The following is a 15,052-nucleotide window of genomic DNA, read 5'->3' as shown; positions in this document are numbered from 1 at the left end:
TCGGCGTGCTGGGACCCCGTCAACGCTACACCTGACCGGGTTTTCGCGGGTCGGCCGGAATTCGGACACCGGCCCCGCGGCCGGTATCCGGACATGGGCCTCCCCGGGCGTTAGGGTGGCCGCCACCGGCCGGGTGAGGGGGAGCGAATGGGCGCCTCGGTACGCAACAGCGGCAACGGCAATCTTCCCGCCGAGTCCAACACGTTCGTCGGCCGCGAGCCCGAACTCGCCCGTATCTCGGCCCTGTTGAGCTCCTCACGGCTCCTGACCCTCACCGGCCCCGGAGGAGTCGGCAAGTCCCGGCTCGCCCTGCGGGCCGCCCACGCCGCACAGTCGGACTTCCCCGGCGGGGTGTGGCTGGTGGAACTCTCCGACCTGCAGAACCCGGACCTCCTGACGAACGCCGTCGCCGAGGCGACCCGGCTGACCGAGCAGACGCTGCGCCCCCTGCTGACGGCGGTCTGCGAGCACCTCGACAACGGACCGGTGCTGCTCGTGCTGGACACCTGTGAGCACGTACTGGACGAGTGCGCCCGGGTCGTCCACGAACTCCTCGCACGGGTGCCGCGGTTGTGCGTGCTGACCACGAGCCGGCAGTCGCTGGGCGTGCTGGGTGAGCACCTCCTGCCGGTGACACCGCTGCCGGTCGGCGAAGACTCGGACGCGGTGGCGCTCTTCACGGCCCGCGCCGCGGCCGCCGTACCGTCGTTCGCGCTGACGGACGCCACCCGGGCCGACGTCACGGCGATCTGCACGCGGCTCGACGGGATCCCGCTCGCCCTGGAACTGGCGGCCGTGCGCCTGCGCGGCTTCCCCCTCGACCGCCTCCTGCAGGGCCTCGACTCCCGTTTCGACCTGCTCGTCTCACCCGCCCGGCCACGGCTGGCCCGCCACCAGACGCTGCGTACGGCGATCGGATGGAGCCACGAGCTGTGCACCCCGCTGGAGCGGCTGCTGTGGGCCCGCCTGTCCGTGTTCGCGGGCGGCTGGGACGTGGAGGCGGCCGAATTCGTGTGCCACGGCGGCCCGTTGGCCCCCGAGGAGATACTCGCGCTGCTCGCGTCACTCACCGAGAAGTCGATCGTGACCCGCGAGAGCAACGGCGCGGCCGGGCGCTACCGCATGCTCGACACGATCCGCACCTTCGGCGCCGACTGGCTGGAGGGCCTGGGCGAACAGGACGCCGTACGCGTCCGGCACCTCGACTACTTCCGGTGGATCGCCCGCCAGGGGGAGGCCGAGTGGCTGGGACCCGGCCAGCGGATGTGGGCGGAGCGGCTGAGTGTGGAACACGCCAATCTGCGGGTCGCCCTGGAGGAGTCCCTGGCGGCGCCGGACCCCGGGACCGCACTCGAACTCACCGGCACCCTCTGGTACTTCTGGTTCGCGTGCGGCTTCGCCGACGAGGGGCGGGGCTATCTGGAGCAGGCCCTGCGCCAGGTGCCCGACGACGCCTCCGGGCGCACCCTGGCGACCTGGGCGCACCGTCTGGTCACGGTCGTGCCGGAGGACATGGAGGCCGCCGAGTCCGTGAGCGCGGCCTACGTGTGGCTGGCGCAGGAGCGCCGGCTTCCCGTGCCCGCGCTGCCGTTGACGGGGGCGAGCCTCGCGGTGCGCGGCGAGTCGGCGCGGTCCGCGCTGCTGTACGGCAGCAGCGCGCAGGCACCCGGGGTCGGCGGCGGGGCGGAGTTCTTCCAGCTGCTGACGCTGGCCGTGCAGGCGTACCTCCTGGCCGGGCAGGGCGCGTTCGAGCGGTGCGCGGTGGTCGCGGAGCGGCTGCGCGTCGACTGCGCGACCCGCGGTGAGCTGTGGATGCGGGCCTGGGGCGACTTCTTCCTCGGCCTCGCCGGGATCGGGCTCGGGCGGCACCAGGACGCGCTGCGTTCCGCGCGCCGGGCGCTGGCCGCCAAGTGGCGCGTCCACGACCGTTTCGGGGCGGCGGCCGTCGCGGACCTCCTGATCGCCGTCGAGGCCGTCGGCGGCGAGCCCGAGCGTGCCGCCCGGCTGCTCGGCGTGGGCACCCGCCTGTGGCACTCCGCCGGCCTCCCCCAGCTGGGTGACACCGAGACGGCCGTCTTCCGCCAGGAGTACGCACGCCGTCTGCGGGCGGACCTCGGGGACAGCGCGTTCACCGAAGCGGTCCGCGAGGGCCGCGGGCTCGGCCCGGAGGCGGCGATACGGCTCGCGCTGGACGGTCCGCCCGACGAGGCGGACCCCTGACGGCCGTTCGGACCGGTGAGCGCCCTGCGGCGACGGAGTACGGGAACACCGCACGGGCCTGGCAGGGACCGGTACGACGGGCAGCCGGCCGGGCGACCACACGGACCGGGTCACGGCCGTCGCGGCAGGCGTCGAGGGGTTCCTCAGAGCCAGCCGTTGCGGCGGAAGCCGCGGTGGATGACGAGGCAGAGGGTGGCGATGACGCTCAGGACCACCGGGTAGCCGTACGTCCAGTGCAGTTCCGGCATGTGGTCGAAGTTCATGCCGTAGAGGCCGCAGAACATGGTGGGGACGGCCACGACGGCGGCCCAGGCCGTGATCTTGCGCATGTCCTCGTTCTGGGCGACCGTCACCTGGGCCACGTGCGCCTGCAGGATCGAGTCGAGCAGTCCGTCGAAGGCGTTGATCTGCTCGGTGGCACGGGCCAGGTGGTCGGCCACGTCGCGGAAGTACGGCTGGATCTGGGGCGAGACGGCGGCCGGCGGCTCCTCGACGAGGATCCGCAGGGGCCGGTGCAGGGGGATCACGGCCCGCTTCAGTTCGAGCAGCTCGCGCTTGAGCTGGTAGATCTGGCCGGCGTCGCCACGGGCGGTCCGCTCCGCGAAGACCGCCGTCTCGACGGCCTCTATGTCGCTCTGCACGGCGTCCGTGACCTCGACGTAGTCGTCGACCACCTGGTCGGCGATGGCGTGCAGGACCGCCGACGGCCCCTTTCGGAGCTGCTCGGGCAGCTTCTCCAGGGCCTCGCGGAGCGGGCCGAGGGACCCGTGGCGGCCGTGCCGGACGGTGATCACGAAGTCGGGGCCGACGAAGACCATCACCTCGCCGGTGTCCACGACCTCGCTGGTCGCGGTGAGCTGCTCGTGCTCGACGTACCGGACGGTCTTGAAGACGGCGAACAGCGTGTCGCCGTACCGCTCCACCTTCGGCCGCTGGTGCGCGTGGATCGCGTCCTCGACGGCCAGCGGATGCAGTCCGAACAGCTCGGCCAGGTCCGCGAACTCGTCCTCGGTGGGCTCGTGCAGGCCGATCCACACGAAGCCGTCCCGGCCGGCTCCGCGGGTGCGCCGGATCGCCTCCTGCGGCGCCCAGTCGCCGGGCTGCCGCCCGCCCCGGTGGTAGACCACGCAGTTCTCCACCGCGCTGCCGAGCGGAGAACGGGCGGGATGGCTGAGGTCCACCGTGTGGCGGCGGGTACGGCGGACCACTCGGCCGAGACTGCGGATCATGGACACGTGCCGGGACTCCTTCGGTGACCGGATCAGTGTGCCACCGGTCCCCCGCCGGCCGGCATCAGCCCCTGGTCAGCTGCCTGAGCGCCGTGTTGAGTTCGAGGACGTTCACCCGGGGCTCCCCCATGAAGCCGAGGGTACGGCCCTCGGTGTGCTCGGCCACGAGCCTGCGGACCCGTGCCACCGGCAGACCGTTGCGCTCGGCGACCCGGTGGACCTGGAGGGCGGCGTACGCCGGGGAGATGTCCGGGTCCAGGCCGGACCCGGAGGACGTCACCGCGTCGGCGGGGACCTGCGACGGGCGGACCGTGCGGTCGGCCGTCGAGTTGTCCCTGGCCACCTCGGCCTTCGCCTCCCGCACCCACGTGATCAGCTCGGCGTTGTCGCCGGAGCGGTTGGTGGCGCCCGAGAGGATCAGCTCGTACCGGGTGTTCACGGAGTTCTCGCCGAGGCCGTTGGCGGGCCGGGGCTGGAAGTAGTCGAGTCCGTAGCCCTGCTGGCCGATGAGGGACGAGCCGACGACCGCGCCGTCCGAGCTGATCTCGGATCCGTCGGCCTTGCCGGGGAAGAGGGCCTGGGCGACGCCCGTCACGGCGAGGGGGTAGAGCACCCCGCAGACGGCGGTGAGGACGAGCAGGGCCCGCAGACCCGCGCCCAGCAGCCGGGCGGTGTTCGTGACCGGGTTGTTCATGACGATCAGCACGCTTTCAGGGGGGTTACAGGCCGGGGAGGAGGGAGACGAGCAGGTCGATGACCTTGATGCCGACGAAGGGCGCGACCAGTCCGCCCAGGCCGTAGACGGCGAGGTTGCGCCGCAGCAGCCGGTCCGCGCTCAGCGGCCGGTACCGCACCCCCCGCAGGGCGAGCGGCACCAGCGCGACGATGACCAGCGCGTTGAAGACCACCGCGGAGAGGATCGCCGAGTCGGGCGAGGACAGCCGCATGACGTTGAGCCTGTCCAGGCCCGGGTAGACCGCCGCGAACAGCGCCGGGATGATCGCGAAGTACTTGGCGACGTCGTTGGCGACGGAGAACGTCGTCAGCGCGCCCCGGGTGATCAGGAGCTGCTTGCCGATCCCGACGATCTCGATGAGCTTGGTCGGGTCGGAGTCGAGGTCGACCATGTTCCCGGCCTCCTTGGCGGCGGAGGTGCCCGTGTTCATGGCCACTCCCACGTCGGCCTGGGCCAGCGCCGGGGCGTCGTTCGTGCCGTCGCCCGTCATCGCGACGAGCTTGCCGTCCGCCTGCTCCCGCTTGATGAGCGCCATCTTGTCCTCGGGGGTGGCCTCCGCGAGGAAGTCGTCGACGCCGGCCTCCGCCGCGATGGCCGCGGCCGTCAGCGGGTTGTCGCCGGTGATCATGACGGTCCTGATGCCCATGCGCCGCAGTTCGTCGAACCGCTCGCGCATACCGTCCTTGACGACGTCCTTGAGGTGGACGACGCCCAGCACCCGGGCGCCCCGGGTGTCCTCGACCGCCACGAGCAGCGGGGTGCCGCCCGCCGCGGAGATCCGGTCGGCGAGCGCGGTGGCGTCGGCGGCGACCGTGCCGCCGCGCTCGCGGACCCAGGCGACGACCGAACCGGCCGCTCCCTTGCGGATGCTGCGTCCCCCGACGTCCACTCCCGACATCCGGGTCCGGGCGGTGAAGGTGATCCACTCGGCGTGCGCGAGCTCGCCCCGGTGCCGTTCGCGCAGTCCGTACCGCTCCTCGGCCAGGACGACGACGGAACGGCCCTCGGGCGTCTCGTCGGCCAGTGAGGAGAGCTGGGCCGCGTCGGCCAGCTCGCCCTCGTCGATGCCGGCGACCGGCACGAACTCGGCCGCCCGGCGGTTGCCGAGCGTGATGGTGCCGGTCTTGTCGAGCAGCAGGGTGGAGACGTCACCGGCCGCCTCGACCGCCCGGCCGGACAGGGCGAGGACGTTGCGCTGCACCAGCCGGTCCATGCCCGCGATGCCGATCGCGGAGAGCAGCGCGCCGATCGTGGTCGGTATCAGGCAGACGAGCAGCGCCACCAGCACGATCATGGTGAGGTGCGTGCCGGCGTAGTCCGCGAACGCGGGCAGCGTGGCCACCGCGAGGAGGAAGACGACCGTCAGCGAGGCCAGCAGGATGTTCAGCGCGATCTCGTTGGGCGTCTTCTGCCGGGCGGCCCCCTCGACCAGGCCGATCATCCGGTCGACGAAGGTCTCGCCGGGTTTCGTGGTGATCTTGACGACGACACGGTCGGACAGCACCTTCGTGCCGCCCGTGACGCCCGAGCGGTCGCCGCCGGACTCCCGGATGACCGGGGCCGACTCACCCGTGATCGCCGACTCGTCCACGGACGCCACGCCCTCGACGACGTCACCGTCGCCGGGGATGGTGTCACCGGCCTCGCAGACGACCAGGTCGCCGACGCGCAGCTCGGTGCCGCGGACCGCCTCCTCCCCCGAGTCCGGGCCGGAACCGGAGCCGGAGCCGGAGCCGGGCCGGACGACGCGCCGGGCCACGGTGTCCGTCCTGGCCCTGCGCAGGGTGTCCGCCTGTGCCTTGCCGCGGCCCTCCGCCACCGCCTCCGCGAGGTTGGCGAAGACGACCGTCAGCCAGAGCCAGGCACTGATCGCCCAGCCGAACGGGTCGCCCGGGTCCTTGGCGGCGAAGGCCGTCGTCAGCACCGAGCCGACCAGCACCACGAACATCACGGGCGATTTGACCATCACTCGCGGGTCGAGCTTGCGCAAGGCGTCCGGCAGCGACCTGAGCAGCTGCCCCGGGTCGAAGAGACCCGCGCCGACGCGGTTCTCGTCGGCCTTCTTCCCGGCCGGTGCGCGGCCGTGCGGCGCCCGGGCCGGAGTGATCGTGGACATGGAGCCCTCTTCTGCCTTGTCTCGGAGCGGATCCGTACGGGTCGTCATGACGCCAGCCCCTCGGCCAGCGGGCCCAGCGCGAGCGCCGGAAAGTAGGTCAGGCCGGTGATGATGAGGATCACGCCCACCAGCAGCCCGCTGAACAGCGGTTTCTCCGTCCGCAGGGTGCCCGCGGTCGCCGGCACGGGCCGCTGCCCGGCGAGCGAGCCGGCCAGCGCGAGGACGAACACCATGGGCAGGAACCGGCCCAGCAGCATGGCCAGTCCGAGGGTGGTGTTGAACCACTGGGTGTCCGCGTTCAGACCGGCGAAGGCCGAGCCGTTGTTGTTGGCCGCGGACGTGTAGGCGTACAGGATCTCGGAGAAGCCGTGCGCCCCGCTGTTGGTCATCGAGTCGCCCGGCGTCGGCAGTGCCAGGGCCGCGGCGGTCAGGACGAGGACCAGCGCCGGCGTGACGAGGATGTAGAGGGCCGCGAACTTGATCTCGCGGGTGCCGATCTTCTTGCCCAGGTACTCGGGTGTGCGGCCGACCATCAGTCCCGCGAGGAACACCGCGACGACCGCCATGATCAGCATGCCGTAGAGGCCGGATCCGGTGCCGCCGGGCGCGATCTCCCCGAGCTGCATGCCGAGCAGGGTGATGCCGCCGCCGAGTCCGGTGAACGAGGAGTGGAAGGAGTTCACCGCGCCGGTGGAGGTCAGCGTCGTGGACACCGCGAAGATCGACGACGCGCCGACGCCGAAGCGGGTCTCCTTGCCCTCCAGCGCGCCCCCCGCGAGGTCGAAGGCCGGGCCGTGGTGGGCGAACTCGGTCCACATCATCAGGGCGACGAAACCGGCCCAGACGGTGGCCATGGCGGCGAGGATCGCGTACCCCTGCCGCAGGCTGCCGACCATGCGGCCGAAGGTGCGGGGCAGCGAGAACGGCACGACCAGGAGCAGGAAGATCTCGAAGAGGTTCGAGAAGGGGGTGGGGTTCTCGAAGGGGTGGGCGCTGTTGGCGTTGAAGTAGCCGCCGCCGTTGGTGCCGAGCAGCTTGACGGCCTCCTGGGAGGCGACCGCGCCGCCGTTCCACTGCTGCGTGCCGCCGGTGAACTGGCCGACCTCGTGGATGCCGGAGAAGTTCTGGATCACCCCGCAGGCGGCCAGGACGATCGCGGCGGCCACGGACAGCGGCAGCAGGATGCGGACGACACCGCGCACGAGGTCCGCCCAGAAGTTGCCGAGTTCGCCGTCGCGGGACCTGGCGAAGCCTCGTACGAGGGCGACGGCGACCGCGATGCCGACGGCCGCGGAGACGAAGTTCTGCACGGCGAGACCGGCGGTCTGCACGACGTGGCCCATGGCCTGTTCGCCGTAGTACGACTGCCAGTTGGTGTTGGTGACGAAGGAGACGGCCGTGTTGAACGCCTGGTCCGGGTCGATCGACGCGAAGCCGAGCGAACCGGGCAGCACACCCTGCACGCGCTGCAGCAGGTACAGGAGGAACACCCCGGCGGCGGAGAAGGCGAGGACGCCGCGCAGGTACGCGGGCCAGCGCATCCCCGCGTCCGGGTCGGCGCCGATGCCCCGGTAGATCCACTTCTCGACGCGCAGGTGCTTGTCCGAGGAGTAGACGTGGGCCATGTGGTCGCCGAGGGGGCGGTGGACGAGTGCCAGCGCCGCGGTGAGTGCCAGCAGCTGGAGGACGCCGGCGAGTACGGGACTCATGACTGTGCTCAGAACCTCTCGGGGAACACGAGGGCGACGACGAGGTAGCCCAGCAGGGCGACGGCCACGATCAGGCCGATGCCCGTCTCGACATCGGATGCGGTCACAGCTTCGTCACTCCCTTGGCGACGAGGGCCACCAGCGCGAAGACCGCGACCGTGGTGAAGACGAAGGCCAGATCGGCCATCGTGAGCTCCTGGATGAGGTGCGGGGTGCGGTCACCGGTGCCCCGACGCACTGCGTCAGGCCCGGCCGACCGCGTTGACCTCTTGAGGAAACATCCGCCACAGCCGCCCGCGGCGTTCGTTGACGGCTCCCATACGCCGCCGCGCACGCTCTTGACGGTTCCCATACGGCGGGACGCCGGCGGGGCCGGTCCTGGGGCCGGGCTGTCGCCGGAGCCCGCGGCCCCAGAGGCTAAACCGCCGGCCCGGACCCCGCGGGCCTCGTGGCCACCACCATCCGGCAGCGCGGGCTGCCGTCGTCCCGGCGGCCGAACTCGGGCAGGGCGTACAGCTCGACCGTGAAGCCGGCGCGGGCCAGCTCCCGCCGGACCTCACCGAGCCGGAACTCCCGGTAGTACATGACGAACGGGGGACGCCACACCGCGTTCCGTACCTTCATCACCGCGTCGAAGCCCAGCATGGCCAGGTGGCCGCGCGAGCCGGGGCGGGCCGGCGCCACGACCGGGAAGGCGAACCGCCCGCCGGGCCGCAGCACCGAGTGGACCTGTGCGAACAGCCCCGGCAGCTCGCGGGGCAGGAAGTGCCCGAACGCCCCGAAGCTCACCACCAGGTCGAAGGCGGGGCCGAACGGCAGGGCGCGCGCGTCACCGCGCACCCAGGAGGCGGGCGGTCCGTCCGGGCCCTGCTGCCGCCTCGCCACGTCGAGCATGCCCGTGCTGATGTCGACACCGGTGACGCGCTCCCGGCACACCGCCCGCAGCACGTCCATGCCCGCGCCGGTGCCGCAGCACAGGTCGAGCCCGCTGCCGAACGGCCCGAGGTCCGTCAGGGCCCGCGCGACGGACCGCAGGAACGAGTCCGGCGTACGGAACGGGGTGTGGTCGAACTTGGGCGCGAGCAGGTCGTAGCCGTGTTCGACGGACGACAGCGCCTGCACGGCGAGTTCGCGGAACGTGGGACCTTGCGGCGTGAACATCGCGGCTCAGCATAGGGGCTTCCCGCCCGGGCTCTGGCCATGGCGCGGCCTTTCGGACGCTCCCGGGCGCTGTCACCCTCGACAGTGGGTCCCGACAGTGAGCAGTGAGCAGTGAGTGAGGAGTGCCGGGTGCCGGAGCACCCGTGTACGACGTCCGCCCAGGGAAAGGCTGTATCCGCCCCATGACCTCCTTCCGTCCCGCACCCGCCTGGCTCTCCGACGCGGTCTTCTACCAGATCTACCCGCAGTCGTTCGCGGACTCGAACGGCGACGGGATCGGTGACTTCGCCGGCATCGCCGAGCGCCTCGACCACCTGGCCTGGCTCGGGGTGAACACGGTCTGGCTGAACCCGTGCTTCGTCTCACCGTTCCGGGACGCCGGGTACGACGTCGCCGACTACCTGAACGTGGCACCGCGCTACGGCTCGAACGACGATCTGGCGAAGCTCGTCGAGCAGGCGGGCCGCCGCGGTATCCGGGTCCTCCTGGACCTGGTCGCGGGGCACACCTCCGACCGGCACCCGTGGTTCACCGCCTCGGCCGACGATCCCGCGGACCACCGCTACATCTGGACGCCGCAAGGGCGGCCGGAGGGGTTCGTGGCCTCGCCCGGCAGCAGGCCGGGCGCGTACCTGCCCAACTTCTTCGCCTTCCAACCCGCCCTCAACTTCGGTTACGCGCGTGAGAATCCGGCCGAGCCGTGGCGTCAGCCGGTGGACGCACAGGGGCCGCGCGCCAACCGGGAGGCGCTGCGCACCATCATGGACCACTGGCTGGGCCTCGGTCTGTCGGGCTTCCGCGTCGACATGGCCGCCTCGCTCGTCAAGGACGACCCGGACAAAGCGGAGACCAGCAGGATCTGGACCGAGCTGCGGCACTGGCTGGACCGTACGCACCCGGACGCGGTGCTGCTCTCGGAGTGGGGCGAGCCGGAGGTGTCCGTCCCCGCGGGGTTCCACACGGACTTCTTCCTGCAGTTCGGCGGCCCCTCGGACGGTCTCGCGCTGCGCTCGCTGTGGAGCAACGGCTCCGGGACCGTCAACCTCGACTGGGACCCGCTCGACTGCTTCTTCGACCCGAGCGGCAAGGGCTCGCCGCGCCCCTTCGTGGAGGCGTGGAGGCAGGCGTCGACGGCCCTCGGCAGCAGCGGCTTCATCTCGCTGCCCACCGCCAACCACGACTTCTCCCGCCTCAACTGCGGTCCCCGCTCGGCCGAACAGCTCCCGGTGGCCTTCGTCTTCCAGCTCACCTGGCCCACCCTGCCGGCCATCTACTACGGTGACGAGATCGGCATGCGGTACGTCCCGGACCTGCCCGACACCGAGGGCAGCGTGCTCGGACCCCGCTACAACCGGGCCGGCTCCCGTACGCCGATGCAGTGGGACGAGGGCCCGAACGCCGGCTTCTCCACGTCCGGGCACCCCTACCTGCCGGTCGACCCGGATCCCGGCCGCCCCACCGTTGCGGCCCAGCGCGCCGACGACACGTCCCTCCTGCATCTCGTCCGCCGTCTCATCGCCCTGCGCACCGCGACCCCCGAACTCGGCCCGGACGGCTCGGTGGAGGTCGTGCACGCGGGCTACCCGTTCGTGCACGTACGCGGCGGGCGGTACCTCGTCGTCGTCAACCCCTGTCAGCGGCCGACGAGTTGTCCTCTCGGGGAGCTCCGCCCCGGCCGGCCCCTCGAAGTCCGCGGAGTGGACACCTGCGACGGCACGCTCACCGCGGAGGCGTTCGGCTACGGCGTCTTCGAGCTGGCGCCGTGACGGAGCGGCGGTCACCCCCTCGATGACATCCGGACGTCCGGCGACACCCGTACGGGGAGCGCCCGGACGCTGTTGCCCACGAAGCCGCAGTGGTGCGTGAGGCCGGACTCCGGCACCGCGAGATCGAGGTCGGGGAAGCGGGTGAACAGCCGTTCCAGGGCGATGGCGGACTCCATGCGGGCCAGCGGGGCGCCGAGGCAGTAGTGGGCGCCGTGGCCCAGGGACAGGTGCCGGGTGGCGCCGGGCCTGCCGGGCCTGGTGACGTCGAAGCGGTCGGCGTCGGGGCCGTGCGCGGCCCGGTCACGGCCGGCGGCCGAGTAGCCGGCGAGGACGGGCGTGCCCCGGGGGACGACGGTGCCGCCGACCGTCAGGTCGCTCACCGGGTAGCGGAAGGGGAAGTAGCTGACCGGCGCGTCCCAGCGCAGGGTCTCCTCGACCACGTCCGCCCAGCTCGCCCCGCCCTGCCGGACCAGTTCCAGCTGGTCGCGGTGGCCGCACAGGGCGCGTACGGCGTTGGTGACGAGGTTCAGGGTGGTCTCGTGCCCGGCGATGATCATCAGCACCAGGGTGCCGAGGAGTTCGCCGTCGTCGAGCCGGTCGCCGCCCTGGTCGCGGACGGCGATCAGCGCGCTGGTGAGGTCGTCGCCCGGCCGCTCGGTCCTGGCCGCGACGACCGCGCCGAGCACGGCGACCAGTTCCCGGTTGGCGGCGAGCGCCCGTTCGGGGCCGAGGTCCGTGGCGACGACCTGGTTCGACAGGTGGTGCAGCCGGTCGCGGAACACGGCGTCCACGCCCAGCAGTTCGCCGATGACACCCATCGGCAGCGGCAGCGCGAAGTGGGTGCGCAGATCGGCGACTCCCCCGCCCCGCGAGGCCGCGCGGTCCAGGTCGTCGAGCAGTCCGGCCGTCAGCTCCTCGACGCGCGGCCGCAGCTCCTCGACGCGCCGGGCGGTGAACGCCTTGCCGACCAGTGAGCGCAACCGCCGGTGGTCGTCACCGTCGGCGGTCGACATGCCCCGTACGGTCGCGAAGGTCGCGAGCGGCCATCCGGCGGGGATGCGGCCCTCCCGCAGCGCCGTGAAGTGCACCGCGTCCTTGGCGACCTGAGGGTGTGCCAGGAACTCCTTCAGTGCCTCGTGGCCCAGCACCGCCATGCCGTCCACCCCGCCGGGCAGCACGACCGGCGCGACGGCGCCGCGCGCGAGCAGGCGTGCGTTGCCGGCGTGCGGGCAGCCGCCGGCCGGGGCGAGGGGGTGCGGCGCGCCGGACGTACCGGACGCTCCGCCCGACGGTGCGGCGGCCGTGCTGTCCAACGCGATCTCCTGACTGCCGTGGACGGTCCGCGCGGGCCGTCACAGGAAGGGGGTGCCCGGGTCGAGGCCCGAGAGTACGCGACCGTAGATCTCCAGGTTGGTGGCGGGATTGACGAAGGAGTGCAGGCACAGGGCCTGCATGTCACGCGCGATGCGCTGCATGGGCACGTCCCGCTGGAGGGAGGAGGCGCCGGCCGCCGAGGCGAGCAGGTCGACGGCCTCCCTGCAGAGCCGGGTGACATAGCCGCTCTCGGCGCGGATCCTGGCCCGCTCCAGCGGGGTGTACGGGTCGCCGTCGCGGGCCTTCGTCCCGATCTCGTCGACCAGCCGCGCGACCACCAGTTCGGCGGCGGAGACCCTCATCCGCGCCTCGGCGAACTGGAGGTGCGTGACGGTGGCCTCGTGCTGCCGCTCGTGGAAGGTGTACGTGATACCGCGCCGGTGGATGCGTCCGCCGAACTCCGCGAGCGCCGCCCGCCCCATGCCCAGCGCCGCCGACGCCGCCCACGCGCAGAACAGCAGCAGTACCGGCATGCGGTAGAAGGGATCGTCGGCGTTGGTCTTCGACGGGGTCCGTCCGGCGAGCATCTGCCCGACCGGCAGCACCCGGTGCGCGGGGACGGGAATGTCCCGGGCCACGACGGTGTTGCTGCCGGTACCGGCGAGACCCGTGGCGTCCCAGTCGTCCAGGATCTCCAGCTCGGACATCGGGACCGCGACGTACACCGTCTCGGGCGGCCCCGGCAGAGGCCGCCCGTCGGACGGCACGACCGCGGCCGTCAGCAGGTGCCACTGCGCGTGGTGACAGCCGGTCGCGAAGGCCGAGGGCCCGTCCACGCGGTACCCCCCGTCGCAGGGCACCGCCGTGGCACCGGGGACGAGCGTGCCGCCGATCCTGACGTCCGGACCGTACGGCCCGGTGAAGAAGTCGTCCTGCGCCTCGTCGGGGAAGAGGGCCGCGATGTACGAGACGCCGGCCTGACCCAGTGTCACCCAGGCCGTGGAGGCGCACTCGGCGGCGATCTCGGCGAAGGCGTCGACCTGGGTGCGCAGCGGACTCTGGTGACCGCCGTACCGGCGGGGGACGTTCATCCGGTGCACGCCGGTGCCGGAGAGGGCGGCGACCACCTCGTCCGGTATCCGCCGTTCGCGCTCGGCGCGCAGTGCGTTCCGCCGGATCAGCGGCCGCAGTTCCCGTACCCGCTCGACGATCCCGGCATCGGCCATGCCGACCACCGTGGCGCGGGGCGGCACCCCTGTCAACGCCCCGGATCCGGCTTCCCGGCCCTCGCCGAACGAGATGGTGCTACAGTTTCCTCAGCACTTGTGTACGCCTGCTTCCAGGCGCCGGTGCCGATCCACTCTCCGCAGCTGGTCCGCCCGTCGTCTCCCGACCGGCGCGCAGCCGCTTCTCCGCAACACCTCTCTCCATGCCGCCGGCATCACAGGCCTCGTCCCGTCGTTCCCGGCGGTGCGCGGCGCGAGAGGTGACGCTTCCCGCCCCGCAGGACGTGCGGACACCGCCCCTGCTCCGGCTCCTCCCCACCCTCCCCATGCAAGAAGAACGCGTATCCGTCCCCGAAAGGACACCCCTCATGACCACCACACTCGAACGCCCGCCCACTCCCGTCACACAGGAGACGGCCACCGGCGTACTCGACATCACCTCCGGCGGGCAGGGCCACCTGCGCGCCGGGAACCTGCTCCCCGGCGGAGCCGACCCCCAGGTCTCCGCCGCCCTGATCCGCCGGTACGGCCTGCGCAGGGGCGACCTCGTCGAAGGCCTGCGCGGCGGCCGGCAGCGCGCCCTGACCGAGGTGCGGCGGATCAACGACCGCCCCGCCGAAGAGGCGCGCCGGCGCCCGCACTTCCGGGACCTGACCCCGCTGCACCCGCACGAGCGGCTGCGGCTCGAACACCCCGCGGGCGGGGTGACCACCCGCCTCGTCGACCTGGTCGCACCGGTCGGCAAGGGCCAGCGCGGCCTGATCGTCGCCCCGCCCAAGACCGGCAAGACCGTGCTGCTCCAGCAGCTGGCCGCAGCCGTCGCCGGCAACCACCCCGAGGCCCGTCTGATGGTGGTGCTCCTCGACGAACGTCCCGAGGAGGTCACCGACATGCGCCGCTCCGTACGCGGCGAGGTGCTCGCCTCCACCTTCGACCAGAGTCCCGGGCAGCACATCGCGCTCGCCGAGCTGGCGATCGAACGCGCCAAGCGGCTCGTCGAGGCGGGCCAGGACGTCGTGATCCTCCTCGACTCGCTCACCCGGCTGTGCCGGGCCCACAACAACGCTGCCGCCGCGGGCGGCCGCACCCTCAGCGGCGGGGTCGACGCCTCGTCGCTCCAGGGGCCCAAGCGGTTCTTCGGCGCCGCGCGCCTCACCGAGGAGGGCGGTTCGCTCACCATCCTCGCCACGGCCCTCGTGGAGACCGGCTCCCGTGCCGACGACTACTACTTCGAGGAGCTCAAGAGCACCGGCAACATGGAGCTGCGTCTTGACCGCACCCTCGCGTCCCGCCGCGTCTTCCCCGCCGTCGACATCACCCCGTCGGGCACCCGCCGCGAGGAACTGCTCGTTCCGGCCGCCGAGTTGGCGGCTCTGCGCGGCCTGCGCCGCGCCCTGCACTCCCGCGGTGACGGCCAGGCGGGCCTCGAGACCCTGCTGGAGCGCCTGCGGCGGACCCCGGACAACGCGACGTTCCTGCGCCAGGTGCAGCAGACGGTGCCGGGAGCGCAGTAGGCCTGTCCGCCTGAGCGACCGGTCCGCGCACGGGTGCTGCGGCATCCGGGTGCTCGACGGG

The 15,052-nt window shown here is 72.4% G+C and carries 12 protein-coding genes; 3 read left to right on the top strand and 9 right to left on the bottom strand.

Features of this window, described 5'->3' with window-relative positions; translation table 11 throughout:
* The first annotated feature begins 147 nt into the window (after positions 1-147).
* The gene (locus QFZ75_RS35545) at positions 148-2,220 is read left to right on the top strand and encodes an AAA family ATPase (RefSeq protein ID WP_307543540.1); all 2,073 of its coding nucleotides are present in this window, start codon (positions 148-150) and stop codon (positions 2,218-2,220) included.
* A gap of 143 nt (positions 2,221-2,363) precedes the next feature.
* On the opposite strand, the gene QFZ75_RS35540 is transcribed toward QFZ75_RS35545, so the two are convergent.
* From QFZ75_RS35540 to QFZ75_RS35510, 7 genes are all read right to left on the bottom strand, one after another.
* Entirely contained in the window at positions 2,364-3,449 is a 1,086-nt protein-coding gene (locus tag QFZ75_RS35540) for a magnesium and cobalt transport protein CorA (RefSeq protein WP_307545018.1), read from the bottom strand.
* A gap of 64 nt (positions 3,450-3,513) precedes the next feature.
* The gene (locus QFZ75_RS35535) at positions 3,514-4,143 is read right to left on the bottom strand and encodes a potassium-transporting ATPase subunit C (RefSeq protein WP_307545016.1); all 630 of its coding nucleotides are present in this window, start codon (positions 4,141-4,143) and stop codon (positions 3,514-3,516) included.
* A gap of 25 nt (positions 4,144-4,168) precedes the next feature.
* Entirely contained in the window at positions 4,169-6,301 is a 2,133-nt protein-coding gene (kdpB, locus tag QFZ75_RS35530) for a potassium-transporting ATPase subunit KdpB (RefSeq protein WP_307543539.1), read from the bottom strand.
* A 44-nt stretch (positions 6,302-6,345) separates the two neighbouring features.
* A complete protein-coding gene (kdpA, locus tag QFZ75_RS35525; RefSeq protein ID WP_307543538.1) occupies positions 6,346-8,010 on the bottom strand; it encodes a potassium-transporting ATPase subunit KdpA in 1,665 nt (554 codons plus the stop codon).
* Positions 8,011-8,018: 8 nt separating this feature from the next.
* Positions 8,019-8,117: a K(+)-transporting ATPase subunit F gene (gene kdpF, locus QFZ75_RS35520; protein WP_307543537.1), complete on the bottom strand. Its 99-nt coding sequence runs from the start codon at positions 8,115-8,117 to the stop codon at positions 8,019-8,021.
* Entirely contained in the window at positions 8,114-8,248 is a 135-nt protein-coding gene (locus QFZ75_RS35515) for a hypothetical protein (RefSeq protein ID WP_307543536.1), read from the bottom strand. Before QFZ75_RS35515 ends, kdpF begins: the two co-directional genes overlap by 4 nt.
* A 179-nt stretch (positions 8,249-8,427) precedes the next feature.
* Entirely contained in the window at positions 8,428-9,171 is a 744-nt protein-coding gene (locus QFZ75_RS35510) for a class I SAM-dependent methyltransferase (RefSeq protein WP_307543535.1), read from the bottom strand.
* Between the two features lie 182 nt (positions 9,172-9,353).
* Here QFZ75_RS35510 and QFZ75_RS35505 point away from each other — a divergent pair, with 182 nt between their 5' ends.
* Entirely contained in the window at positions 9,354-10,937 is a 1,584-nt protein-coding gene (locus QFZ75_RS35505; RefSeq protein WP_307543534.1) for an alpha-amylase family glycosyl hydrolase, read from the top strand.
* Positions 10,938-10,948: 11 nt separating this feature from the next.
* Here QFZ75_RS35505 and QFZ75_RS35500 read toward each other — a convergent pair whose 3' ends face one another.
* Together QFZ75_RS35500 and QFZ75_RS35495 are read right to left on the bottom strand one after the other, a co-directional pair.
* Positions 10,949-12,250 (bottom strand): cytochrome P450, encoded by a 1,302-nt coding sequence (locus QFZ75_RS35500; RefSeq protein ID WP_307543533.1) that lies wholly within the window; start codon positions 12,248-12,250, stop codon positions 10,949-10,951.
* 39 nt (positions 12,251-12,289) lie between these two features.
* Entirely contained in the window at positions 12,290-13,477 is a 1,188-nt protein-coding gene (locus tag QFZ75_RS35495; RefSeq protein WP_307543532.1) for a flavin-dependent monooxygenase, read from the bottom strand.
* 203 nt (positions 13,478-13,680) lie between these two features.
* On the opposite strand from QFZ75_RS35495, the gene rho reads away from it, so the two are divergent.
* On the top strand, positions 13,681-14,991 hold the full coding sequence (gene rho, locus QFZ75_RS35490) for a transcription termination factor Rho (protein WP_373465991.1): 1,311 nt from the start codon (positions 13,681-13,683) through the stop codon (positions 14,989-14,991).
* Positions 14,992-15,052: the final 61 nt, after the last annotated feature.

It is taken from the genome of Streptomyces sp. V3I8, assembly GCF_030817535.1.
Classification (GTDB): Bacteria; Actinomycetota; Actinomycetes; order Streptomycetales; family Streptomycetaceae; genus Streptomyces.
The sequence above is the reverse complement of the archived record's forward strand: the minus strand, read 5'-3'. Positions and strand labels throughout refer to the sequence as shown.